This is a genomic window from Acholeplasma laidlawii PG-8A (genome assembly GCF_000018785.1).
GTDB lineage: Bacteria > Bacillota_I > Bacilli_A > Acholeplasmatales > Acholeplasmataceae > Acholeplasma > Acholeplasma laidlawii.
Map to the genome: position 1 here is coordinate 1,110,135 of NC_010163.1, position 24,217 is coordinate 1,134,351.

A 24,217-nucleotide genomic window follows, 5' to 3' on the forward strand; every position below is an offset into this window, starting at 1 on the left:
GTTGTTTTTATCAAGATTATGAAAAAATTGTAAGTTTAGATATGTTTTTGAGTGAATATTGATTAAAATAATCAAACCTGAGCTAAGTTTCAGGCTTAACTCAGGTTGATTGTTTGATTATTAGTTTTACTTTTTATCTTTTTCAGTTTTTGGTTCTACTGGTTTTGAAGTGAGTTTACCCGATGCATATCCTGCTAACAACGAGGTTAGATCAATACCAGTTGATTCTTGAATAGATGATAAGATTTGAGTGGATGAATTAACGATATCTCCAACTAACTTAGTAGAGTTACCATCACCATACATAGTGATTTTATCTACTTTAGCAAGTGGTGATGCTGCAGCACCAACAATCTTAGGTAATACATCAGAATTTAAGATTAATTCTAAGACCGCTGCATCTTCCATTAACTTCATCGCTTCTGCTTTTTTCTCAATCGCTTCAGCTTCTGCAAGACCTACCGCTTGAATACCCTGTGCACGTTGTTCTTCAGCAAATCTTTGAGCTTCAGCAGCTACTTTAATAGACTCAGCTCGTTTAGCTTCTTCAATATATTTAGCTTCAGCTTCTTTAGAACGAATATAAAGATCAGCTAAAGCCTTTTGTTCAGCAGCATAGCGTTTCGCATCCGCGTCTTTTCTAACGACTGCATCTAAACGTTTTTCTTCAACTTCAATTTCTTTTTGTTTTAATTCAATCTCTTTTGTACGTTTAGCAATCTCTGCTTCTTGAATTGCGATATTTACACTCTTAGATTCATTAGCACTTTGAATTTGATACGCAGCATCTGCTACCGCTTTTTGTGTATCAGATTTTTGTTTTAAAGCTGATTGACGTAATTCTAAATCTGTATTTTGCTCAGCAATTTTTAACTCAGCAGTAATTCTTGCTTCGTTGGCTAATTCTTTTGCTTGCGCTGTTGCAATCTCTACATCTTTTTCAGAGTTTGCACGGGCAATAGAAGCTTCTTTTCTAATTTGAGTAACATTATCAACCCCAAGGTCTTCAATGACACCATTTTTATCACTAAAGTTTTGAATGGTGATATTAATGATTTCAAGACCCATACGGTTCATATCTTGCATTGCAGAGTTATATACTTGTTCTGCAAACTTTTCTCTGTTTTGAACAAGTTCTTTTAACTTCATTTGACCAATGATTTCACGCATGTTACCTTCTAATATTTCTTTAGTAACTACACGTATACCTTCTAAGTCTCTAGATAAAAGAATTTGACCAGCTAAACGGATTGAGTCTTCATCTGTCATAATACGGATGTTTGCTACCCCATCTACAAAGATATTGATAAATTCATTTGTAGGTACAGCAGAATCTGTTTTAATATCTGTTTGAATTAATGATAATGGGATCGCATCAATTCTTTCTAAGAATGGAATACGTAATGTACCCTTTCCTATAACTACTCTTGACTTCTTAGGTCCTGTAATAATATATGCTTGGTTTGGTTTAACCTTAACATAGGATGCTGCAAATAAAACGATCAAAATGACCACAACGGCAATAGATATGCCGATGATGAGTTCTTCCATATGTACTTTCCCCTCTTTCGTATGGTTATGTTTTAACACTTTAGAATAATTATACATGAATTTATACATGATTCCTACTCATTCAATAAAAAATTTTACGTAATTTTTATACTTCAACTTAAGACAACATAAAAACCCTATAAACTTGTTAAATAAACATACAAATTTATAGGGTTATTTAGTACTTTATTACCTTTTCTTAAGTGCTTTTAAGATACTAATAAATACTATAGCGCCTAGAATAGATATAAAAAATCCTGGCCATGAGATATCAGTTGTTGTAAAGTTTTTAAATCCACTTGCAGCCCAGCCTCCTAAAAAGGAACCTATAATACCTACTATGATATCTGCAATAAGTCCTCTTTTATCCTTAGTTATCCAACCTGCAACGATACCAGTGATTGCTCCAAATAAAATCCAAATCAGTAAATTCATCTTTTCGCCTCCTATATTAACGTACTCCCATTATATGTTAAATAGTATGTATCTCCTAATCATTATACAAATAAAATTTACTTTTTATTGGTTTTAATTTTGACATGTAAAAAGGTATTTGATTTTTGTCAAATACCTTTCCTTTGAGAGTCATTAATTTGTTAATTGATTATTCTTTGCTATTAATAGCATCCACAACCTTGTTAAACTTACTTGTTACCTTTTTGATACCTTTGTTGATATCTTGATTGAGTTTGTATGATGGGTTTTCTTTAAAGATTGCTATTACATCATATTTATGTGCATGTATTGCACTTTCAAAATCCCATCCATTTTTTGCTTGATCGTTGATGAGTTCAGCTAACTTTTCTGAACGTAGTTTTGTATCTTTGACGCCTTTAATGATTTCTGTTTTATACATGATCATATTCCCCCTATATCATGATTTTCTTTAAGACCATCATACCATATTTTATTTGCAATGTATTCATTAAAAGCCTAATATGCGTTTTCTACTCTCGTGGTATTCTTCTTCAGAAATGATACCTTTATTATAAAGTGATTGTACTTTATTTAGTTGTGTTTCTATATCATCAGTACTTCTTGATGTACTACTACTACTTGTAACATATGTATTGTCTTCATTCTTAAGTCCAGAAATACTTACAAGTAGTGTTATCAAGTAGATAATGAATGATACCCATATAAAAGGCATGATGAAAGCTAGAAAAAATGAAAGTATTAACCCAATGATACTGATGACCATTGCTGGTTTCCATTTCTTTAATACCACCAAAACTATTGCTACTATATCCATTTAGTTAAATCTCCTTTATTATTATTGTTATTTAGTCGATAACTACTTTTGTTCCAATGTATGCACTAATTTGTTCATAGTTCATCTCATCTTTTTGAATATCAAAAATCGGTATTAGACTTGCATAATCACTTTCTATACGTGATTTTAATGCTGTTGTAATATTTAGTGTGAAGTTAGAAATATTACTATTTTGACTTGTAATGTCTACTGATAATTCATCATACTTTTCTACTTGAATAAATAACATAGGAACTACTTTAGAAACCTTTGTTAATACATCATTTTCCATGACATAAAAGTATTGAATTCTAAATTCTATATCATATCTTCTGGATGCAGTTTTCAGTGTAAATCCACCAAATGATTTTGTCTTAAACGGAGTTGTACCATTGTTGACATAAACTTCTTTAATTTGAGTTTCGGTATCTGTTTCATACTTAATGTTTGTAATACCAGTTTGGCTATCTAAATTAAACCATAGTGTATTATATTGAATTGAAGATAAAGTCTCCTTGACTTCGTATCCTAAAAGTTTACCAGTAGATTTTTGGTATAACTCTACAATCGTTCCACTAAAGCCTAAAATAGCCCCCGCTTTATTTCCTACAACGGATACATATGTATCATCCACTTTAAATTGAGCAGCACTCGATAATGATTTTCCAGCTACTGTCATGTGTTCATATATTGAACCTTCAATATGTCCATTTTCATCTTCTAAAACTTCAATATAAGAAGTTCTAAATCCTAAATATTTTGATGCGATCGTAAAACCATCTTCAAAAACTTCATATTTTACACTATTAGCATCACCAATTTGGATACGGCCATCTTTATCAGAAGTAACCACATTATAGTTTAATGCTATTTGAACAGTTTGTTCACCAAATACAGGTATATTTGCTGTGTAGTCTACAACGTAACTCAGTACTTCACCTTCTAATGAAATATACACATTATATATGCCTAGTTTAAATTCATAGTTAGAAGTATCATCAGGGTTACTATCTAAATAGTTGTTAAATGCTACAACACTTGCTGAACTTATAGTGTCAATTACTGACAATACAGTAAATAAGGTTTCTGCTTGTTCTAGGTTATCTAGTACCATTTGCCATTGTTCACCATATCCACCAAAAGTAATTTGATTAGTATTTACAAATGTAGCATAATTTGAATTTAATTGTGCTTGTGTCTTTAATACACCACCTGCTTGCATATGTGTAGGTAATATGTCTTGTGGCTTAAATTTATATGTATTTAGGAGACTAGATAAGTATTGTCCGATTGCAACTTGTTCATTCCAAATAGCGTAAATTTTCAAATTCGAAGTCATTGTAATAGGCCACTGAACTTCTACCTTAGTAGATAAATTCGTGGTCCAACCAGCAAATTTAAATCCTTCTTTTGTAGGATCTTGTGGTTTATTAATTGACATATCTTCATCTACTGTAATTGCATTCACAGCTGAGCCGCCATCTACATCAAAAGTTAATGTATAAGTAGGTGTTATATATTGCCAATTTGCATAGAGTGTTAGATCAGATGTAACTTCAATGCTATTTACTGAATTTCCAGTAAATTCATCTTCTAAATACCATCCCTTGAATTCGTGATTTGCTTTGTTAGGTGTTGGAAAATCACTAAATAACGTACCTTCATTAACTTTTCTAGTAACTGTACCTTCTGGGCTATTTGTTACAAATGTTATTGTGTATATATTAACCTTATTAGTCCATTTTGCGTAAATAGTCATATTTGAGTTCACTACAGTACTTGATGTAGCTTCTTCAGTCTTAGCATTATTTGTATACCATCCAGCAAAATCAAAATTCTCTTTAGTTGTAGTAGGTAGTGTACCTAAAGTAGATCCCTCATTGACTGTTTTATTAGATACACTTGTTCCACCGTCAACATCAAATGTAACCGTATAAGTCTTTAATTCAGGAGCCGGTTCATCTCCACAGGCAACCAGCACAAAGGCAGCCATTAAAAATCCTAATATGATGAAAATTTTCTTCATTTTTTCCTTATCCTTCTTTCTTTTATTTGTTATTTGTAATAATAAACAATGACTATTAGGTTACTTTTTTAACTTGCCAAACTGAATATAACAAAAAAAGATTCAACAGTGCGTTGAATAACTATATTATTAGTTGATTCTATTTTTCTAAGTATATCCATAATTATCCCCGTTATTAAGCATTTACTTTATTTAATTGTTTATCTTGATTTAATTATAACATGATAATATCATTTTTTAGTTGACCAAAAGTATAATCTTTAAATCTATATTTAGTTTTCATTTGCTTATTCCCCTAAACAGTTGTTATTACTATTAGATCATTTATATCAAATTGTGTCAACAAAGTGATCTGATATAAAAAAAGACCTTAATAAAAGATCATTTATTAATTAAATTAGGAATGTAGATTATAACTTAACATGTCCTCAATTATGTTAAATATTTCGATACCTTTTTCAACCGGTAGTTTGAAAAACTCTCTTTTTTTGGCTTCAGTTTCTTTTCTTAAACTTGGATTCACTGTATCTATAAATGAATGAATACCTTTTTCAATTACAAGAGATTCTTTCATTGATTTGGTCTCTATAATCTTTTCCACTTTAAAAGGAAAAGGTACAGATGAATTATATAAAGATTTCATTCTATTTTTAATTGAGTTTGTTCTACCTATCTTTACCCAACCAGGAATTGATTCATTTGAAACTAAATACACATAATCTTTTTTGCCTTTTTCCAATTCAGAGAAGTAAACTGCATCAAGTTTCATTTGATAAACCCCTGGTTCAATTCTATGAATAATTTCAAAGCGATTTAGATTTTGTAACGTTTGTCTGATCTTTGCCTCTATATGAAAATTATTTGGATATACAGATTTAAACTCATCAAAAAAAGCATTTATATCCTTTAGTGAGAATATATTATGTTTAAACTTACTTTTTATGACCGTATAAACAAGATAGTTCCAACCATTTAATCTTTCAACTTCCATATAATCTCCCCTTAAAACTATACTTTAATATAATTAGATCATGTTTTTACTTTTATGTCAAATTAATTATGTTTTTATAGAAAAAACCAATACAAATCACTGTATTGGCTTATGTTAATCGTATTATAGACTTTGAATTTTTTGACTTACCAAACTATCTAATAGTTCAACATCATCATTTTGAGTATATATTTCATATATTTCTTGAATTATTTCTAATAAAGTAGGTTTTACTGCTTCAGTAATTTGACCAATATTATTCTCATAATACATCATTACCTTATATGCAATAAATACATGTGTAACATATAAATCTTCATTTTCTAATTGAGATTCTAGTTTTTTTGTAAAATCTAATAAATCAAATGCCATATCATCATCTCCAGTAAGATGATTATACTATAAATTACTATGTATTAAATAGTTTATGGAGCACTTTATGTTCTAGATCATATAAGGTATATAAATGTTCTATATCGTTATAAGCTTCCTCTAAATTCTTTTTAGTGGATAACCAGCCTTTTCCATCAGTAATCCAAACAAACGATACATTGTCTATCTCTTTGATATCTTTGGCTAGTTTAGCATAACTTCTTGAAGTCTCGTTTAATTTAGAACCACTTGTTCCATAGTAGTTAGTTTCTATAAGATATATATGACCCATTTTATCTTTTATCACAAAATCAAAACGCTTGTTTGATTTTGTGTCTTTTAAAGTATTAGATATATCTACACCAAATTCCTTATATATTTTACTTGTATTAGCTTCTTCAAGTATGTCTATGCTTGGAATATCTTTCAAGTTCTTTAAAACAATCTGCGACATCATTTTGCCACTTCTATTTTTTCTACTATTAGTATCTAGTCCAACTTCAACACCAGTGACATAATCTACTAGGTTTTTGATACGTTTATCGTAAAACAAGTCTATAAGTCCTGTTTTTCTAATAAACTCTATATAATTGACATTCGGATCATAATAGTTGAAATTATAGGATTTCATTACTTCATCTAACACTTGAATGTTGTTTTCCCTAACTGCGAGTAATACAGGTATAACAGTTATGATATTCGGGTGTTCTTCTAATAACACTTTAAAAGCCTCATCAAAATTATCTTTTCCGATAAGGTAGTTTAATGTATTAAGTTTTAATTCTATGTGCTCTACTATACTAAAGACTTTTTTAAAATCAACAAAATAATCATATGTTGATAAACCCTCTTTTATAGATTCTATAATGTCATCAAATGATCTTTTCATTTATCCACTTCCCCAATGCTTTCTAATCTTTTAATACTCAAATTTAAATAGTCTTTCTCAAAATCAATGCCAATATATTTTCTGTTTAGCATGATACTAGCTACCCCTGTTGTACCACTACCACTAAATGGATCTAGTACAACATCACCTTCTTTAGTGGATGCTAGTATGATTCTTTCTAGTAGCGCTAAAGGCTTTTGAGTTGGATGTTTACCTAATCGCTTTTCAGAGGGTTTTGTCAAACTGAAACGCCAAACATCCTTCATTTGTTTATTGTTGTTTAATGATTTCATGAGGCTATAATCAAAATAGTTTTTACTACCTTTTTTTCTTGCCCAAAGCACCGTCTCTGTTGAATGAGTGAATGCTTTTCTAGCAAGGTGTGGTGGTGGGTTTGTTTTTTCCCAAGTGATATTATTAATGATTTGAAATCCCTCTAGTTCTAGACAAACACCGATAATATAAATATTATGAAGTGTTCCAGATATCCATATGGTACCTGTATCTTTTAATATCCTTTTACATTTGTTTAACCAAGTAGTGTTATATTTAATCTTTTCTTCAATGGTCATTTCTGTTTTATCCCAGGTAGCTTTATTGACAGATACCATCTTGCCACCTTGGCAAGTAATACCATTATTAGATAGAAAATAAGGTGGATCTGCAAAAATCATATCCACAGATTTTTCATCTAACTCATCTAGAATTTCAAAACTGTCTCCTAAATAGAGTTTGGCATTTCTATTATCATAGTATGGTTTATTCATAGTTAATGATAATGACTTCTTCTACATTTCCACGACCATTTGGATTTGAATTTACAACACGCTTTGCAGGGACAACATGTATCTTGTAATCTTTATAAAGATTTCTAATAAAGTCTGTATTATGATTACTTAACATCACTTTCACACCACGCTTATCCAATGCTTTAAATGTTTCAAATAATCGTATTTGATCTTCTTTATTAAAATCGCCTTGAGCATAGGATGTAAAGGAATTTTTATCTTCCCAAGGATCATATGGTGGATCAAAGTACACAAAGTCATCTTTTTTAGCATCCTTAACTACTTCTTCAAAATCTAGATTGTTTATATAGACCTCATTAGATCTTAAGTAGTAATGAATGCTTGTTATGTTATCTAAATCATAAAGTTTTACCTTATCTCTTTTTCCTGAAGGTACATTATAAAATCCTTTTTTATTGACTCTATATAAACCATTAAATCCTGCTTTATTTAAGTAAATTACTCTTGCGGCTTTTTCAAATGGTTCAAGTGCACTATACCCTTCTAATCTGTCCATCTCTCTAACTTCATAATAATATGTTTCATTATGATTCTTTTCATGATGATCTAACTTTAAAAGTAATTTCTTAAATTGTTCATTATCTTGTAGAGATATGTAAACAGATATTAAATCCTTGTTTACATCATTGATATAGGCTACATTAGGAGCAAACTCAAACAAGACTGCACCAGCACCAACAAATGGCTCATAATATGCATTAAAGTGATAAGGCATAAGTTCTTTGATATGACTTAACATTTGTCTTTTCCCACCAACCCATTTTAATACCGGTAACATTCCAACCTCTTTCAATAACAAGAGGTGTATTCCTTAAAGGTACACCTTTAGGGAATTGTCAGTTTTTCAATAAATATTTCACTAAAGCCACAAACCTTAATAACTTGATCAATTTTATTAAAAATGATAGGATTAATATATATCACAAAACGAGTTAACAAAGGTGTACCTTTTAGGAAAAAAGAGGTATTTTTTTATGCCCATTTAATGCTAGAATGGTAACTATATTATTTTAATAGGAGCTAGCATCATGACATACGCATATATAAGAGTTTCTAGTAAGACTCAACTTATTGATAGACAACTATCAGAGATACACAAATTAAACATACCAAATAAAAATATCTTCGTAGATAAAGAAAGTGGTAAAGATTTTAATAGAAAGCAATATAAAAGACTTAAAAGTAAACTCAAAAAAGATGACCTTGTTGTCATAAAAAGTATTGATAGATTAGGTAGGAACTATCAAATGATCATCGATGAATGGGCATATATCACAAGGACTGTAGGTGCAGATATAAGAGTATTAGACATGCCATTATTAGACACTAGATCACACCCAGAAAACTTAGTAGGTAAGTTTATTAGTGATATTGTTCTACAAATACTTTCTTTTGTTGCAGAAAATGAGAGAGACAATATTAAACAAAGGCAAGCTGAAGGTATTAGAATAGCAAAAGAAAAGGGCATCCACATGGGACGCCCTAGATATGTTAAGCCAGATAATTTTGATGATATCGTTAGTTCATTTAAAAATAAACAAATAAGTCTTAATGAAGCCATTTCAACACTAGAATTATCTAAATCAACGTTTTATAAGTATTTATAATTTTTCAATAATAGGTAAATCAGCTGCTGCAAAATCATAGTCAGCCATTTCTTCCTTAGTTAAGAATTTTGTATCTAAGTGTTCATTGGGTTTAAATTCACCCGAAACATATTCAGCAAAATATGCATGTAATGTAATGATAAATGAGTTATACTCATGAACTACAGTAGTCAAAAAGTCAGTTACTTTAATTTCAACATTAAGTTCTTCTTTAATTTCTCTAGCTAATGCTTCTTGATGTGTTTCACCTGGTTCAACTTTACCACCAGGAAACTCCCATTTACGTGCAAGTTCGCCTTGGTCTTTTCTTTGTGCAGCAAAATACTTATTATCTTTTTTTATAACAGCTGCTACGACTTCAATTTGTTTTTTCATTTTCTTTCTCCTTCGTGTAATCATATGTAAGTCTTTGATAAATATCATTTGGTACTCTATGTTCAAATTTAAGTTTAAACGAAATTGGTGCTTCACCCACGTATTCTTCTACAAAAACTTTCCCTAAATAAGTAAAGTCTCTACTATAGCCTTTACCCTTAGTTGCTTCTGTTGCAGATTTTCTAACAAATAAGTGGAGGTTAAACCCTAATTCTTTATGGTTAACTAAATTCTTACCTGTTTCATTTGTGGTTCTTGTAGAACCAGGTGATTGCCAGTGGAATGTATTTTGATCTATAAAATAGTCATCATAGTTAATACTATCATGTACATCGCCTTTTACCAAATTAACTGTTAAGTAATATTCTTTTTCAATTCTAATTAAGCCTGACATTAATAGCCCTGACACATTTTTATCAAACAATGACAGTGTATAGATTTCAGTCTTAGAATACTCATGATAAAGATCTACAAATGGATAAGGTGCCACTTTTCTATCAAACTCATGATGATATCTAGCAAGACCATAACTAATTGTATTGTTGATAATATCTGTGTATCTAACGTTTTCAAAAATATTACTAAAATCATCGGATACTCTGATTTGACTATTTGATTTTTCTATAACCTTTATATTATTCTTTTTATCCGTTACTGAACCAAATTCTAGGAGTAGGTTTTTTACCGAGTGATTAAAGCTATCCAGGTTAGGGTTATCAATGTATTTTTTCATTTTTGAAAATAATTCATTCATTTCTAGTGCTTTATAATGAGTTAGTTCCCTTAATATTGCATATTCATAAGGGCGTTTAATTGGTAACATACTATCGAGATATCCAATTAATTTAATAAATGAATCGTGTAATGAGGAATCTTCTAAAATACCTTTTTCCTGTGATGCTACAAAACTAATATAGGATTTTTTCTTTTTTATGAACCTAATCGGATCAAACTCATCAAATGCAAAGTCTGTTAATCTAGGAACACGTCCTAGATTTTTCTTTTTATCTAGATATGCTTCCTTTAGATAAGTGATCTCGTTAAAGTCAGTAGCCTCTAATTGTGCTAATATTCTTTCCTTTGATACTTTATTCAAACTAATAAAAGTATCTCCCGGTATATCAAAGAAATCATTTGCTGTAGATACAATCAAATCATCCTTATCATAGGCTTTATCACCAATAAGTGCAATCGGAAGTAAAAAGTTCTTGTTATGGTTTGCAATAAAGTCTAATACTGTTAAATATTCTTTATCTTTATATTTTCTTAAACCTCTACCAAGTTGTTGCGTGAAAATAATAGATGAATTCGTCGGTCTTAGCATTAGTATCAAATTCACTGATGGTATATCAATACCTTCATTAAATATCTCTACTGTAAATATATAGGATAAGGGATCATTTGGATCTTCTAATCTTCTAATAGTATCTTCTCTGTCAAGTTCAGCCGTTCCACCAGTTAAGGCAATAGATACTAATCCTCTTTCATTAAAAGCATTAGCCATATATTCAGCATGGGCAATATTCACACAATAACCAAGTGCTTTGGTCTTATCTCCAGAATGTTTGTACTTTTTAATATTCTCAATAATTAACTCTACACGAGCCTTGATATTTAGTTTTTCAGCTAGTTTATCTATTTCAGTATTTAAATTAATATTTTGAATATCCGTTGTTGCATCTTCTATACCAAAATAGTGAAATGGTACTACAAGTTCTTTTTCTAAAGCTTGTCTTAATCTAATTTCAACTGCAATCTGATTATCATATAATTCATAAATATTTCTAGAATCGGTTCTTTCGGGTGTCGCTGTCATACCTAATAAAAACTTAGGTGTAAAGTAACTTGTGATTCTCTGATAACTATCTGCAGCACTACGATGTGCCTCATCTATAATAATATAGTCAAAATAGCTAGGATCAAATAGGTTTAAGTTATCAATTTTAGAAATAGTTTGAACAGATGCAAAAAGATAATCACTTTCTAAATCTTTTTTAGAACCTACAAATTCACCCATTGATACTTCAGGCATAATTGTTTTGAATGTTCTAAGTGCATCCCTTAATATTTTTCCTCTATGTACAACAAATAATACCTTTTTAGGTCTTAACTGGAAAACATCAAATGCAGATAGGTATGTTTTACCAGTTCCAGTGGCAGCAATAATAAGTGCTTTATTACCCCCACTATTTCTAATGTTATTTAGGCCCTCTAAGGCCATTTCTTGCATTTCATTAGGTTTTATTTCATTAACATCTACTTGTTCAATAAAATCTTTAAGTTCGTTATTTTCATCGATATTAAATCCTTGCATCGCATCCACAATCTCGTGATCAGGATTTCTCTTGATAAATTCAAAAAAGAAGTCAAGCATTGCCTTTTTGCCTTCATCAACCATTCTTTTACTCTCATAGAGTGTTTTATATTCTTTTATGACTTTAGGTGTTAATTGTAGGGATTTAGGGTCATTAAATAATTCATCAAAGTTATCGATGATATTTTCTTTAGTTTTGTCATCATTTTTGGCAACATACTTCAAATTCCACTCGTGGTTATTTTTAAGTGCATACTGAGTCATATTACTTGAACCAACTACAATTTCAAAATGATTTCCCATATCGAATATATATGCTTTTGTATGAAACTTTCTAATACTTGTTAAAGCATCATATAGTTTTGCCTCTATATAGTTTTGGTCACCTATCATTTCAAGTGCTCTAGGTGTAGTACCAAACTCATAATTAGTTGTTATAAGTTTTCCTTTGACACCTCTTTTACCTGCATCTATAAGATCATCTATGATGAGTTGCAAGCCAGAGTCACTAATAAAAGCCACGCTAAAAGAAAAACTTTGACATCTTTTCAAAGCATCTTTTAAATAATGATAAAAGCTTGATTTTAAATTGTTCGTAAGAAGTTCTACGGGTTGTTGATTTATTTTCACGTCTACCTCATAAATTCTTGTTAACTTTATTTACATTAAATACCTAAATAATCATATACACCTTTAACACCATCTACTTCAGTGTCATTGGATATTGATTTTAATCGCTTTTTAGTATTCTTAACTTTAAAGACTTGTTTTAGTATTCTAACAAACCACGCCCATGGTAAAAGCCATGGGTGTTTTTTTAAGTAAGTATAAGTTTCTTTGATTCTATCTCTACTCGGGAAAACTTCGCTAAAGAAGAACCCTAATTTAGATTTTTTAAGTCTTGTTTGTTCGTGCGTTCTTTTTGTTAGATACATATCATGTTTAGTACCAGATCCGTGAATACCACTATTCATGATGTAATCTATGACGTGGTAGTCTTGTTCTTGTGGTTTTATTTGATTGGTAAATATTTGATTTAGTCTGATAACTTTATCATTAAAGTCTTTTAAGTTATAAGTTATTAGGTATTCATTTAATTTATTCAAATCCATAATAGACTCATAATACTCAAAATACACCTTCATATCTAGTAAACTACGAATACCTACACCTGAGGTGCGTATATGTCTAATTAAATGTGTTAATAGATAAACATATTCGAAAGCTGGTTCTAACTTATAAGTATAACCATCTACTTGATATACGTGATCCCACACATTTTTAAGTAGTGCTTCATTTTCATATTCATTGCTAGAAGTGATACTTTGGTGTAGTTCTATAAAGTTACCATCAGCTGTTTCATAAACATGATGATGTGAGGTAGCACTTTTAAATTTGTAGTTATGCTTAATTAATACTTTTTTAGCCACATCAAACATATCAAGTGGTACAACAACATCAATATCACCCATACCACGCATATAACTTTCAGGATACAACTCTTTTAAGTGACTACCCTTCAAGAATACATGTTTAATCTTATGAGTGTTAAAAAGGCTTTTTAAATCCTTAATGATAGCTTGTTGCTGGATATCTTTAGATACAAAAGCACCAAATGCTTGCAACAGCATTTGGTGATATTTTGGCGTCTTAAAACTGGACTTATCGATTGTCTCAAATAAAAGTCCTACTAATCCGTTTTCGAATATAATTTTTGTAAGTTCTAACTCATCTTGACTATCAAACTTATAGGTTTCTTTCTTAAAACTTAAATCAAGTAAGTGATATATGAGTTCATTTTGCATCAATATATAATTATCCTCTACTTGTTGTTTGGAACATATGATGAAACTATTTGTGATACATGTAGTTTCACTTCATCATTTGTTAAAGACTCTAGATTATCTAATAAGTGTGTTGTTAATTCAACATTTAAATGATTACCATTACCATTTTCAATGAAGATTAATTTGTTTTCTGTTTTATGAATATTTGGATCATTTACATCCAGTAGAAGTTCTTCATAAAGTTTTTCACCTGGACGAAGACCAACGACTTCAATTTTAATATCTTCATCAACTCTGTATCCTGCTAAGCGGATCATCTTTTCAGCAAACTCATAAATTTTAACTGGTTCACCCATATCTAAAATAAATAACTCACCATTTTTAGCATAAGCACCACACTGTAAAATTAATGAAACTGATTCAGGAATCGTCATAAAGTATCTAGTGATTTCTTTATGCGTTACAGTGACTGGGCCACCATCTTCAATTTGTTTTTTAAATAGTGGAATTACTGAACCGTTAGAACCTAGTACATTACCAAATCTAACCGCCGTAAAGCTTGTTTCACTATGTTTTTGTTCATTAAAGATAATGAGTTCAGCAAAACGTTTTGAAGCCCCCATAATGTTTGTAGAACGCACCGCTTTATCACTACTTACTAAGACGAATTTTTTAACGCCGTACTTCGTAGAAAGTTTTGCTGTATTCATAGTACCTAAAACGTTTGTTCTAACGGATTCTACAGCACTATCTTCCATTAAAGGTACATGCTTATAAGCTGCTGCATGAAATACAATGGTTGGTTTAAATTCTTTAAAGATTTCTTCTAATCTCACTTTATTATAAACACTACCAATACGTACATCTAGTTTTGGATATTGTTTACTGGAATCTTTATACACTTTACGATTTAATTCCATTTGAATTTCATAAGCATTATTTTCATAAATATCAAAAATAATTAATTGTTTTGGATTCAGTTCAAATATTTGTCGACATAACTCGCTACCAATAGAACCCCCGCCACCAGTGACTAAGACAACTTCATCACCGATAAAGTCTCTAATTCCTTTGTTATCTAGTTTAATAACTGGTCTATTGAGTAAATCTTCAACTTTTAAATCTACTAACTTCGATACTTCATTTTGGTTTACATCTTCAATTAAGTTTAATTTCTTAACCTTAATGTGTAGTTGAATCAAGCTGTTTACAAGTTCATGGAATCTATGTTTTGGAAAGTTTTTGATTGCGATAATGACTTCTTGAACTGCGTATCTACCTACAATTTCTTTGATATTATCTAAAGTACCTAATATCGAAATACCCATAATTTGTCTTCCGACTTTTTCTTTATCATCATCAACAAATCCAATAAGCACATTGTTTAAAGATTTATTTTTGTATATTTCTTTAACCACCATTTCACCAGCAGAACCTGCACCAATAATCAAAGTTCTAACGCCTGTTTCATGGGAAACTTTTAATCTAAGACGGTATGCAACCAAACTAGTTGTTCGTCTGATAATACGTGGTATGATCATCCCGGTTATTTCAATCAATGTGATTGTAATAAATGCAGACTCTGACATCACTTCTATATTGAACAAGAATATTGCTAGTACTAATAAAATATTTGTACCAGTTACAACAAGAATCATTCTAAAGAAATCCTCAAATGAAGCATACTTAGAAATAATTCTATAAATCCCAAATATTTGGTTTAATAAAATTTTGGCTGGTATGATAAATGCAAAAGCTAACCATAGTGCTTTATGGTCATAATTGAGTTCAATACCTCCGCCCATGTTTTTAAATACCCAAATAGTTAGGTAATAGGATATAACTATGGTTGCTATATCGTATAATACATATTTATAAACTTTTAAAAAAGCCATAAACTTCTCTTTTCTTGACATATAATCTCCCCTTAAATGTCTTTTTATATTGATATCCCACATCAAATAACACTGAAATACTTTTGATTAGTCATCAATCAGTTTTTTATATACTAAAAGTATATCATATATTTCGCTAGAATGCATAACTAAAATACAATCTACTATTTCAAATCAGATAAAGGCATCATGATGCTTTTATGTTGGGACCAATTTACCAAATAAATCATGTGATTGATGATAAACTTAGGTATCATTTTACAGTGTTTGGCTTTAAGTTTTATATGAAATGCTTTTATAAGGACAAAAAAAGAGGATTGTCGTTAGATAATCCTCTTATGAGTTGTTTAATTAATTATTTGATTTCTAATAATTTAGTTGAACTATTAGTTACTTCTAATACGAAGTCACCTTCAACCAAACCTAATTTATCTAAGAACTTAGACGCTTCATCTTTACTTAATACTGGGTATACACCAAAGTGAAGTGCTAACGCTCTAGCTTCTTTAGCATTTTTTACAACAGCAATGTTAATTGCTTGTGTATGGTATGCTGCAAATGATTTAGCTACATCAACGCCTGTTGTAATTACAACATCTACTTCATACTCTAATACTAATTTAGCTGCTGATTGAGCGATTGCATCAATATTAGAATCTCCCATGAAGTAACCATCTAAGAACACTTCATAGTCTAATGTTGATTCAGCTTTTGCATCAATACTTGCCATTTTTTTAACTGATTCAATTGGGTAATCACCAGCTGCTGATTCACCACTTAACATTGTTGCAGAAGTTCCTTCTCTAACTGCGTTAAATACGTCAGATACTTCAGCTCTTGTTGGGCGTGGGTTTTTTTGCATAGATTCAAGCATTTGAGTAGCAACGATTACTACTTTACCTAATTCTAAACATTTGTCGATCATTTCTGATTGGTACATTGGTACTAATTCACCTTCAACTTCGATACCTAAGTCTCCACGTGCAACCATGATACCATCAACAACATCTAAAATGTCATCTAGGTTATCCATACCTTCTTGGTTTTCAATTTTAGCAATAATTTGAACGTCTTTACCACCGTTGTTATCCAAGATATCACGAACAGCTTGAGCATCTTCGCCACGTCTTACAAAACTTGCAGCAACAAAGTCATAACCCATAGTTGCAGCAAATTTAATATCACTTGCATCTTTTTCGGAAATGAAAGGCATATTTAGAACAACACCTGGAATGTTTACACCACGTCTTGATTTTACTGTATGTGTGTTTAAAGCTTTAGTTACTAATTCATTATTTTTAGTATCTTTTTCAATCACTTCTAATGTTAGGTAACCATCATCAACAGAAACGAATTCTCCTACTTTCATATCGTCAAATAAACCTGGGTATGAAACAGAGAATCTTTCTTTGTTTCCTAATACTGGTGTAAATCCGATTCTAACGATTGAATTTTTTTGGATTTCTACTTTACCATCAAATTCGTGTGTACGAATTTCTGGTCCTTTAGTATCAAGTAAGTAAGCAACGTGTGTGCCTAACTCCTCGTTAATTGATTGAATCGTTTTTAAACGGTTCCCGTGTTCTTCATAGTCTCCGTGTGAAAAGTTAAAGCGTGCTACGTTCATACCAGCTTTAACAAGTTGTGTCATGACTGCTTTATCTTCTGATGCAGGTCCTAATGTACAAACAATTTTTGTTTTTCTCATATTTTTTTTACCTTTCATTTTTTCTTTTTTTGTAATTATCTTAATTTCTTAATGAGATCATATAGCTCAACGCGTTCTTTTGGATGGTTGATGATATCAGATAATGGTGATGTTACTAGTTTATCATCTTTTATACCAACACATTGTCCACTCACACCTTTGGCAAGCATTTCGACTGCAAATGCACCCATACGTGATGCTAAGATACGGTCTTCAGCAATTGGTGTTCCACCTCTTTGGATATAACCAAGTACTGTTGCTCGTGAACTAAATCCAGATTTGATTGAGATTTCAGCAGCAAGTTTATGCACATCAAATTGTTGTTCAGTGACAACAATGATGGCATGGCGTCTGCCTTCTTCATTATGTTTTTTTAATGTTGAAATTAACTTATCTTTATTAATTGGGTTTTCTGGTGTAATAATGAACTCAGCACCACCACAGATACCTGCATATAATGCTAAATCACCTGATGTTCTACCCATAACTTCAATAATACTACAACGTCTATGTGACGATGATGTATCTCTTAGTTTATCTATTGCTTCTACAATTGTATTTAATGCAGTATGGAATCCGATTGTATAATCTGTTCCATAAACGTCATTATCAATTGTTCCAGGAATAGCTATGGTTTGGAATTCTAGTTCATGGAGTGCTTGAGCACCTCTGTAACTACCATCACCACCAATAACGATTAAAGCATCAATACCACGATTACGTAGATTATCGATTGCTACCATTTGAACTGGTACTTCTTTAAACTCAGATACTCTTGCAGTACCCAGTTTTGTACCACCAATGCTTAACATACCTGAAACATCTTTGGCAGCTAGCGGTATAAAACGATCTTCTAAAAGACCTCTATAACCATCCATAATACCAAACATCTCATGACCTTCTGCAATACCTGTACGCACAATTGCACGAATTGCTGCGTTCATTCCAGGTGCATCGCCGCCAGAAGTTAAAACTGCTATTTTCATATGTCATACCTCCTTATACGCCGTTACATATTATATCATGTTTTGTGCAAGAAATTGTGCAAAATCATGAATATTTCTTCCAATGAATAAATTATTCTAAATTAAGGGAAAACTCATGGTCGTTTTACAACAATTTACATGAATTGAACACTTTCTTATGACAAATGTTGTAATAATTGAACATTTAACGCTTAAGTGTTTGCAATAAAGGGTATTCTTTGATAAACTTATTAGTGGAAATTTACTAATAAATAATAAAAAGGACGGTATACTATGAAAAAATTAGTTGGTGCTGCACTCTTAGGACAATCTGGAGGTCCAACCTCAGTGATTAACGCCTCAGCAGCAGGTGTATTTTTAGAGAGTTTAAAGCATGATGAGATTACAGAAATCTATGGTGCTCAACACGGTATCAAAGGTATCTTAGATGAAAACTTCTATGATATTAGAAAAGAAGATGTTGAAGAATTAGAAAGATTAAAGTATACTCCATCATCTGCAATTGGTTCAGTAAGATACAAATTAAAAGATTACAAAAAAGATCCAACAGACTATAATAAATTATTAGAAATCTTTAAAAAATATAACATTCGTTATTTCTTCTACAATGGTGGAAATGACTCAATGGATACATGTTTAAAAATTTCTAAATTTATGAAAACAGCTGGTTGGGAAATGCGCGTTGTTGGGGTACCTAAAACAATCGATAACGACTTAGCAGGTATCGACCATTCACCTGGATATGGTTCAGCAGCTAAATACGTTGCAACTTCTATCATGGAATTATACTTAGATGCTACAGTTTATAACACACAACAATTCATTATTGTTGAAGTAATGGGTAGAAATGCTGGTTGGTTAACTGCTGCTGCTGCACTTGCTTCAGTTGGTGGTGTTAAACCAGACTTAATGTATTTACCAGAAACTCCATTTGATATGGACAAATTCTACAACCAAGTAGGTGAATTACTAAAAACTGGTAAATCAGTATTTGTAGTTGTATCAGAAGGTATTAAAACTGCTGAAGGTAAATACATCCCTGAATATGAAACAGAAATCGCTCGTGATGCATTCGGACATGCGAACTTAGGTGGTACTGCAAGTGTACTTGCAAACCACGTAGGTGAAAAATTCGGTGTTAAGACTCGTGCTATCGAATTCTCATTATTACAAAGATCAGCTGCTCACATTGCATCTCAAACAGATATCAATGAAGCATTCAAAGTTGGACAAATTGCTGTTAAAAAAGCAATCAATGGTACAACAAACAAATTTGTAGGTATCCAAAGAGTTCCTGGGGATAAATACAAAGTGAAGTATCCTCTACTTCCATTAAAGATTGTTGCTAACGCAGAACGTAAAGTACCATTAGAGTGGATCTTACCTGATGGACAAGGTTTAACTCAAGACTTTATTGATTATGCATTACCATTAATCCAAGGTGAAACTAAATTAGAAAAAGTAAACGGGTTACCTCGTTTTGCTAAATTAAATAAAGTTTTAGCACCTAAAAAATAAGTTCTAAATTGTAGAAGCCTAACCAATTTCGGTTAGGCTTCTTTCTTTTTAAACGCTTCTAAAGTCTTTTCATCTTATATTTGATACAATATATATAACAATAAAGGAGCCAACTTACTTATGATGCATGAACACTTAACATCTATTTATAATGAATTACAGACTAAATATAGTTATCAAAAAGAGTATCTTCAATCTGTATATGAATTCTTTGAATCTATTTCAGAGGTTATTGAAGAAGATCCTAGAATCATTGAAACAAATATTATACGTAACATTGTAGAACCAGATCGTATTATCACCTTTAAAGTTCCTTGGGAAGATGATAAAGGTGCTAGACATGTAAATACAGGTTACCGAGTACAGTTTAACCAAGCACTAGGTCCATATAAAGGTGGTATTAGATTTACACCTAAAGTCAATGAATCCATACTAAAATTTTTAGGATTTGAACAAACCTTTAAAAACAGTTTAACAGGTATACCTTTAGGCGGGGCTAAAGGTGGCGCTGATTTTGATCCAAAACATAAAAGTGACCAAGAGATCCTAAGATTTTGTAGATCTTATATGATGGAACTACATAAGTTTTTAGGTCCCAACATGGATATTCCAGCAGGAGACCTAGGGGTTTCACAAAAAACAGTCGGTTATATGTTTGGGATGTATAAACGCTTAACTCAAAGACATGAAGGCGTATTTACTGGTAAGGGCACTAAATATGGTGGTTCCTTAGCTAGAACTGAAGCTACAGGTTACGGTATTATTTATATGGTACTTGCTGCTTTAAAAACTTACTTTCAAACAGATTTAAAAGACAAAATAGTTATTATATCCGGTAGTGGTAATGTTGCCATACATACAGGGTATAAGGCTCAAGCAATGGGTGCTAAAGTGGTTGCTATGTCTTCTATTGATGGTGTGATACACCATGAAACTGGTATTGACGTGTCTTACTTAGAATATATTAAAGATAATAATTTATCAATTAAAGATTATACTTTACGTTATCCTTCGGCAATTTTCGCAGAAAATCCTAAACGCATTTGGGAAATTAACTGTGATATTGCACTACCTTGTGCAACCGAAAATGAATTAGATTTAGAGGAAGCTAAAAAGTTAGTAGATAATGGCATTATGTTACTTGCAGAGGGTGCGAATATGCCAACTACTTTAGATGCTACACACTATTTTCTTGATAACAACATTCTATTCATTCCAGGTAAGGCATGTAATGCAGGTGGTGTATCGGTCAGTGGACTAGAGATGCAACAAAATGCATTACATACTTATTGGGATTTTGATACAGTTGATCAAAAACTACAAACTATCATGAATCGTATTTTCGAAGATATGTATGAAACTGCTAGAAGTTATGGCGATGATAAAAATTTAGTTAAGGGTGCAAATATTTTATCCTTTAAACGAGTTTATCAAGCTATGCTTGAACAAGGTCTATAAAAAGAAGCATAATCTTATGATACTCGTAACTTAAGATTATGCTTTTTATGTTATAATTTTTATTAACAAATGAAAATGAATGAGGCTTAACTTTGAAAGAAAAAATTGAACAACAATTAGGTGGACGTATATTCCCGGTCTTAATGATAGGTATATCATTTATGATTTGGTCTTACAGATATTTTGTACCTACAGAACACTTGATGGTGATCTCATTTTTTAGTTTATTCTTATTAAGCATACCGTTTTTTCTAATATCCTTTTTCTATAAGAACACAATTTATACCTTACCAATTATATTTGGTTTGGTATTTTCTTTAGGTATACATAATATGAATTTGGACACTTTTGATTTGGCACTTATCGGATTTTTAAATATTGGTTTAATCATTATTGGTATGATCGTTCATGTCATTAAGTTTAGACCACAGTTTAAACTAAAAACTTTAGGTGCTTCTATGATTATCGTATCTATTAGTTTTATCTTACCTGAGTTTGCAAAACCATTTGTACCTGTAGGTATGATGTTATCCTTATTAGGTGTCTTATATTTAATTATATATCTATATTACGCCAATACCATAGTTGGTAATCAATTACACTATTTAATGCGTATCTTCATGTTAACGGGTCTTATGTTAACATTCCAGTTAATCTTAATGTGGTATGACGGATTTCTAGCTTGGGAAGGTACAGACTTTTTACTAGATTTCATGAGCATGTTTAATCTAGGTACAGGTAGTGTACCTGGTTGGGGTAATATAAATGATTTAACTATCCATGTAGTTCTCTTCTCTGCAAGTGTTATTTATTACTTATATAAATACCCAACAAAACTATTCCCTTGGTTATACTTAGCATTTTCTGCCTTTTGGATTTATGTATCCAATGCCAGAGGTTCCATGGTCACTGTTTCAGTCCTAGGGTTGGGTGCAGTTGTTTACGCAGTATTCAAACGTAATAAAAGACAACTTATAAACTTAATTATTACTGCAATTATTGGTGGTATAGTCATTCTAGTGTTTTTACCCACTGTACAACAAATATGGGACTCATTCTTTAATACAATTGATTTTGATAATCCAGACTCCATGTTAAGTGGTAGACTCACCCTTTGGTTCTATCATGAAGACTCTGCTTGGTTATCCTTCCTAAAACATCCAGTTGTTGGCACTGGTTGGTATAATCAAATATGGATATTAGGTGAAGCTGAAAACCGTATTACGATTTACCACTCAACATTTTTCCAAGTGCTTGCAACTGGTGGTGTAGTAGGTATTGGAGCACTCATTTATCAATTCGTATGTATTGGTCGTATCTTTATTAAAAATATACGATTTAAAGCCGTTTCAGCATTCTTACTAACCTATGTATTAAGTCAACTTCATGGCTTGCTTGATAATACTCAGTACATGATTCACTTTTCTGTGATCACTTATATTACCTTTGCCGTATTTGACAATTTAGGTAGTGAAGATGACTTCGTACCTAAGGAACTTCAAGTTTCAAAAACACCTCATGATCCAAACATAAAAACCGTGTAGACTCAATGTGTCTACACGGTTTTATTTATCTTAAGGATTCAAATGTTATAAATTCTTTATGAAAACTTTCTGCTACATCTTTTTGAGTGATGTATCCTTTATAGGTATTGAGTCCTTCATTGATCGAAGGATTTTCTTCTACTGATTTTTCTAAACCCTTATTTGCAATCTCTAGTCCAAACTTTAAAGTTGCATCATTAAGTGCAATCGTTGCTGTTCTAGGTACAATACCTGGCATGTTAGCTACACAATAATGTGTAATACCAGAAACTTTAAAGACTGGTTCTGAGTGTGTAGTTGGTCTACTTACTTCAGTTGATCCACCTTGATCGATTGCGATATCGACAATCACAGTACCTTTTTTCATATCTTTATAATATGCTTTTTTAATGAGTTTTGGTGCCTTCTTACCAGGTAATAGGACACTTGAAATCACTAAATCTGCATCTTTTAATGAAGCAATAATATTTGCTTCATTAGATATGAGTGTTGTTAATTTAGGATAGATTTGTTTTAAATCGTCTAATCTTTTCTCATTAATATCTAGAATCGTGACATCACTGCCTAATCCGTAAGCATTTTGAAGTGCTGCACTACCTGCAACACCGGCACCAATAATAGTAACTTTTGCAGGGTTGACACCTGTTACACCAGAAATTAATAACCCATTTCCACCATTGTTTTTATATAAGAATCTAGCGCCTTCTAAAACAGATAGTCTACCTGCAACCTCACTCATAGGTTTTAATAAAGGTAGCCCTGTTTCATCACGTACAGTTTCATAAGCGATGGATGATACGCGTTTCTTTAACAATGTTTTTAATAAGGGTTCATCTGCCGCTAAGTGCAGATATGTAAATAGAATTTGACCGGTTCTAATGAGTGGATACTCACTACGAACTGGCTCTTTAACTTTAATAATCATTTTTGACTTATGCCAAACTTCTTTTGCACTGTCTATAATGACAGCGCCTCTTTTTTTATATGCTGCATCGCTAAACCCTGAGGTTTTGCCTGCACCACTTTCTACCAAGACTGTGTGTCCTGCTTTTACATAAGCTCTAACAGCATCCGGTGTTAACCCAACTCTATCTTCACTCTCTTTTACTTCTCTAACTAATCCAATAATCATGTG

At 31.5% G+C, this 24,217-nt stretch carries 21 protein-coding genes; 4 read left to right on the plus strand and 17 right to left on the minus strand.

All coding sequences use genetic code 11. From position 1 onward, the window contains the following. Positions 1-126 precede the first annotated feature (126 nt). The 10 genes from ACL_RS05315 to ACL_RS05360 all read right to left on the minus strand — a co-directional run bounded on the left by ACL_RS05315 (position 127) and on the right by ACL_RS05360 (position 8,668). On the minus strand, positions 127-1,620 hold the full coding sequence (locus tag ACL_RS05315; protein WP_012243016.1) for a flotillin family protein: 1,494 nt from the start codon (positions 1,618-1,620) through the stop codon (positions 127-129). A gap of 120 nt (positions 1,621-1,740) precedes the next feature. Further along, positions 1,741-1,986, minus strand: coding sequence for a GlsB/YeaQ/YmgE family stress response membrane protein (locus ACL_RS05320; protein ID WP_012243017.1), 246 nt, complete (start codon positions 1,984-1,986; stop codon positions 1,741-1,743). Between the two features lie 169 nt (positions 1,987-2,155). Next, complete coding sequence (locus tag ACL_RS05325; RefSeq protein WP_041634208.1) at positions 2,156-2,407, minus strand: hypothetical protein; 252 nt, start codon at positions 2,405-2,407, stop codon at positions 2,156-2,158. A gap of 69 nt (positions 2,408-2,476) precedes the next feature. After that, the gene (locus ACL_RS05330) at positions 2,477-2,803 is read right to left on the minus strand and encodes an SHOCT domain-containing protein (protein WP_012243019.1); all 327 of its coding nucleotides are present in this window, start codon (positions 2,801-2,803) and stop codon (positions 2,477-2,479) included. Between the two features lie 31 nt (positions 2,804-2,834). After that, positions 2,835-4,829 carry an InlB B-repeat-containing protein gene (locus ACL_RS05335; RefSeq protein ID WP_012243020.1) on the minus strand — a complete coding sequence of 665 codons (1,995 nt, stop codon included), beginning with the start codon at positions 4,827-4,829 and terminating at the stop codon, positions 2,835-2,837. A gap of 397 nt (positions 4,830-5,226) precedes the next feature. After that, a complete protein-coding gene (locus tag ACL_RS07310; protein ID WP_012243021.1) occupies positions 5,227-5,820 on the minus strand; it encodes a GIY-YIG nuclease family protein in 594 nt (197 codons plus the stop codon). A 123-nt stretch (positions 5,821-5,943) separates the two neighbouring features. Continuing rightward, entirely contained in the window at positions 5,944-6,192 is a 249-nt protein-coding gene (locus tag ACL_RS05345; protein WP_012243022.1) for a hypothetical protein, read from the minus strand. 37 nt (positions 6,193-6,229) lie between these two features. Beyond that, on the minus strand, positions 6,230-7,081 hold the full coding sequence (locus tag ACL_RS05350) for a type II restriction endonuclease (RefSeq protein WP_012243023.1): 852 nt from the start codon (positions 7,079-7,081) through the stop codon (positions 6,230-6,232). Next, positions 7,078-7,848: a DNA-methyltransferase gene (locus tag ACL_RS05355; protein WP_012243024.1), complete on the minus strand. Its 771-nt coding sequence runs from the start codon at positions 7,846-7,848 to the stop codon at positions 7,078-7,080. Before ACL_RS05355 ends, ACL_RS05350 begins: the two co-directional genes overlap by 4 nt. Continuing rightward, on the minus strand, positions 7,841-8,668 hold the full coding sequence (locus tag ACL_RS05360; protein WP_012243025.1) for a DNA adenine methylase: 828 nt from the start codon (positions 8,666-8,668) through the stop codon (positions 7,841-7,843). Before ACL_RS05360 ends, ACL_RS05355 begins: the two co-directional genes overlap by 8 nt. 250 nt (positions 8,669-8,918) lie before the next feature. Here ACL_RS05360 and ACL_RS05365 point away from each other — a divergent pair, with 250 nt between their 5' ends. After that, positions 8,919-9,497: a recombinase family protein gene (locus tag ACL_RS05365; protein WP_012243026.1), complete on the plus strand. Its 579-nt coding sequence runs from the start codon at positions 8,919-8,921 to the stop codon at positions 9,495-9,497. Here the strand turns inward: ACL_RS05365 and ACL_RS05370 are convergent. The 6 genes from ACL_RS05370 to pfkA form a co-directional block, all read right to left on the minus strand. Continuing rightward, on the minus strand, positions 9,492-9,872 hold the full coding sequence (locus ACL_RS05370; RefSeq protein ID WP_012243027.1) for a (deoxy)nucleoside triphosphate pyrophosphohydrolase: 381 nt from the start codon (positions 9,870-9,872) through the stop codon (positions 9,492-9,494). The genes ACL_RS05365 and ACL_RS05370 overlap by 6 nt on opposite strands. Next, complete coding sequence (locus tag ACL_RS05375; protein ID WP_012243028.1) at positions 9,856-12,816, minus strand: DEAD/DEAH box helicase; 2,961 nt, start codon at positions 12,814-12,816, stop codon at positions 9,856-9,858. The genes ACL_RS05370 and ACL_RS05375 overlap by 17 nt, the downstream gene beginning before the upstream one ends. A 35-nt stretch (positions 12,817-12,851) precedes the next feature. Continuing rightward, positions 12,852-13,991, minus strand: coding sequence for a nucleotidyltransferase domain-containing protein (locus tag ACL_RS05380; protein ID WP_012243029.1), 1,140 nt, complete (start codon positions 13,989-13,991; stop codon positions 12,852-12,854). A gap of 17 nt (positions 13,992-14,008) precedes the next feature. After that, a complete protein-coding gene (locus tag ACL_RS05385) occupies positions 14,009-15,868 on the minus strand; it encodes a polysaccharide biosynthesis protein (RefSeq protein ID WP_041634919.1) in 1,860 nt (619 codons plus the stop codon). Between the two features lie 355 nt (positions 15,869-16,223). Next, positions 16,224-17,594: a pyruvate kinase gene (gene pyk, locus ACL_RS05390; protein ID WP_269460507.1), complete on the minus strand. Its 1,371-nt coding sequence runs from the start codon at positions 17,592-17,594 to the stop codon at positions 16,224-16,226. A gap of 17 nt (positions 17,595-17,611) precedes the next feature. Continuing rightward, positions 17,612-18,562 carry a 6-phosphofructokinase gene (pfkA, locus tag ACL_RS05395; protein WP_012243032.1) on the minus strand — a complete coding sequence of 317 codons (951 nt, stop codon included), beginning with the start codon at positions 18,560-18,562 and terminating at the stop codon, positions 17,612-17,614. 273 nt (positions 18,563-18,835) lie between these two features. Here pfkA and ACL_RS05400 point away from each other — a divergent pair, with 273 nt between their 5' ends. From ACL_RS05400 to ACL_RS05410, 3 genes are all read left to right on the plus strand, one after another. Beyond that, the gene (locus ACL_RS05400) at positions 18,836-20,080 is read left to right on the plus strand and encodes a 6-phosphofructokinase (protein WP_012243033.1); all 1,245 of its coding nucleotides are present in this window, start codon (positions 18,836-18,838) and stop codon (positions 20,078-20,080) included. 120 nt (positions 20,081-20,200) lie between these two features. Next, a complete protein-coding gene (gdhA, locus tag ACL_RS05405) occupies positions 20,201-21,538 on the plus strand; it encodes an NADP-specific glutamate dehydrogenase (RefSeq protein ID WP_012243034.1) in 1,338 nt (445 codons plus the stop codon). 92 nt (positions 21,539-21,630) lie between these two features. After that, positions 21,631-23,082 (plus strand): O-antigen ligase family protein, encoded by a 1,452-nt coding sequence (locus ACL_RS05410; RefSeq protein ID WP_041634220.1) that lies wholly within the window; start codon positions 21,631-21,633, stop codon positions 23,080-23,082. 25 nt (positions 23,083-23,107) lie between these two features. Here the strand turns inward: ACL_RS05410 and ald are convergent, their stop codons facing one another. Continuing rightward, a complete protein-coding gene (ald, locus tag ACL_RS05415; RefSeq protein WP_012243036.1) occupies positions 23,108-24,214 on the minus strand; it encodes an alanine dehydrogenase in 1,107 nt (368 codons plus the stop codon). Positions 24,215-24,217: the final 3 nt, after the last annotated feature.

Bases quoted from the DNA above. Each gene is read 5' to 3' on its own strand.
- ACL_RS05320 (WP_012243017.1), bottom strand. From the start codon at position 1,986: ATGAATTTACTGATTTGGATTTTATTTGGAGCAATCACTGGTATCGTT.
- ACL_RS05315 (WP_012243016.1), bottom strand. From the start codon at position 1,620: ATGTATAAATTCATGTATAATTATTCTAAAGTGTTAAAACATAACCAT.
- gdhA (WP_012243034.1), top strand. From the start codon at position 20,201: ATGATGCATGAACACTTAACATCTATTTATAATGAATTACAGACTAAA.
- ACL_RS05345 (WP_012243022.1), bottom strand. From the start codon at position 6,192: ATGGCATTTGATTTATTAGATTTTACAAAAAAACTAGAATCTCAATTA.
- ACL_RS07310 (WP_012243021.1), bottom strand. From the start codon at position 5,820: ATGGAAGTTGAAAGATTAAATGGTTGGAACTATCTTGTTTATACGGTC.
- ACL_RS05380 (WP_012243029.1), bottom strand. From the start codon at position 13,991: ATGCAAAATGAACTCATATATCACTTACTTGATTTAAGTTTTAAGAAA.
- ACL_RS05335 (WP_012243020.1), bottom strand. From the start codon at position 4,829: ATGAAGAAAATTTTCATCATATTAGGATTTTTAATGGCTGCCTTTGTG.
- ACL_RS05355 (WP_012243024.1), bottom strand. From the start codon at position 7,848: ATGAATAAACCATACTATGATAATAGAAATGCCAAACTCTATTTAGGA.
- ACL_RS05400 (WP_012243033.1), top strand. From the start codon at position 18,836: ATGAAAAAATTAGTTGGTGCTGCACTCTTAGGACAATCTGGAGGTCCA.
- ACL_RS05325 (WP_041634208.1), bottom strand. From the start codon at position 2,407: ATGTATAAAACAGAAATCATTAAAGGCGTCAAAGATACAAAACTACGT.
- pyk (WP_269460507.1), bottom strand. From the start codon at position 17,594: ATGAAAGGTAAAAAAAATATGAGAAAAACAAAAATTGTTTGTACATTA.
- ald (WP_012243036.1), bottom strand. From the start codon at position 24,214: ATGATTATTGGATTAGTTAGAGAAGTAAAAGAGAGTGAAGATAGAGTT.
- ACL_RS05365 (WP_012243026.1), top strand. From the start codon at position 8,919: ATGACATACGCATATATAAGAGTTTCTAGTAAGACTCAACTTATTGAT.
- ACL_RS05370 (WP_012243027.1), bottom strand. From the start codon at position 9,872: ATGAAAAAACAAATTGAAGTCGTAGCAGCTGTTATAAAAAAAGATAAT.
- ACL_RS05330 (WP_012243019.1), bottom strand. From the start codon at position 2,803: ATGGATATAGTAGCAATAGTTTTGGTGGTATTAAAGAAATGGAAACCA.
- ACL_RS05350 (WP_012243023.1), bottom strand. From the start codon at position 7,081: ATGAAAAGATCATTTGATGACATTATAGAATCTATAAAAGAGGGTTTA.
- pfkA (WP_012243032.1), bottom strand. From the start codon at position 18,562: ATGAAAATAGCAGTTTTAACTTCTGGCGGCGATGCACCTGGAATGAAC.
- ACL_RS05385 (WP_041634919.1), bottom strand. From the start codon at position 15,868: ATGGCTTTTTTAAAAGTTTATAAATATGTATTATACGATATAGCAACC.
- ACL_RS05360 (WP_012243025.1), bottom strand. From the start codon at position 8,668: ATGTTACCGGTATTAAAATGGGTTGGTGGGAAAAGACAAATGTTAAGT.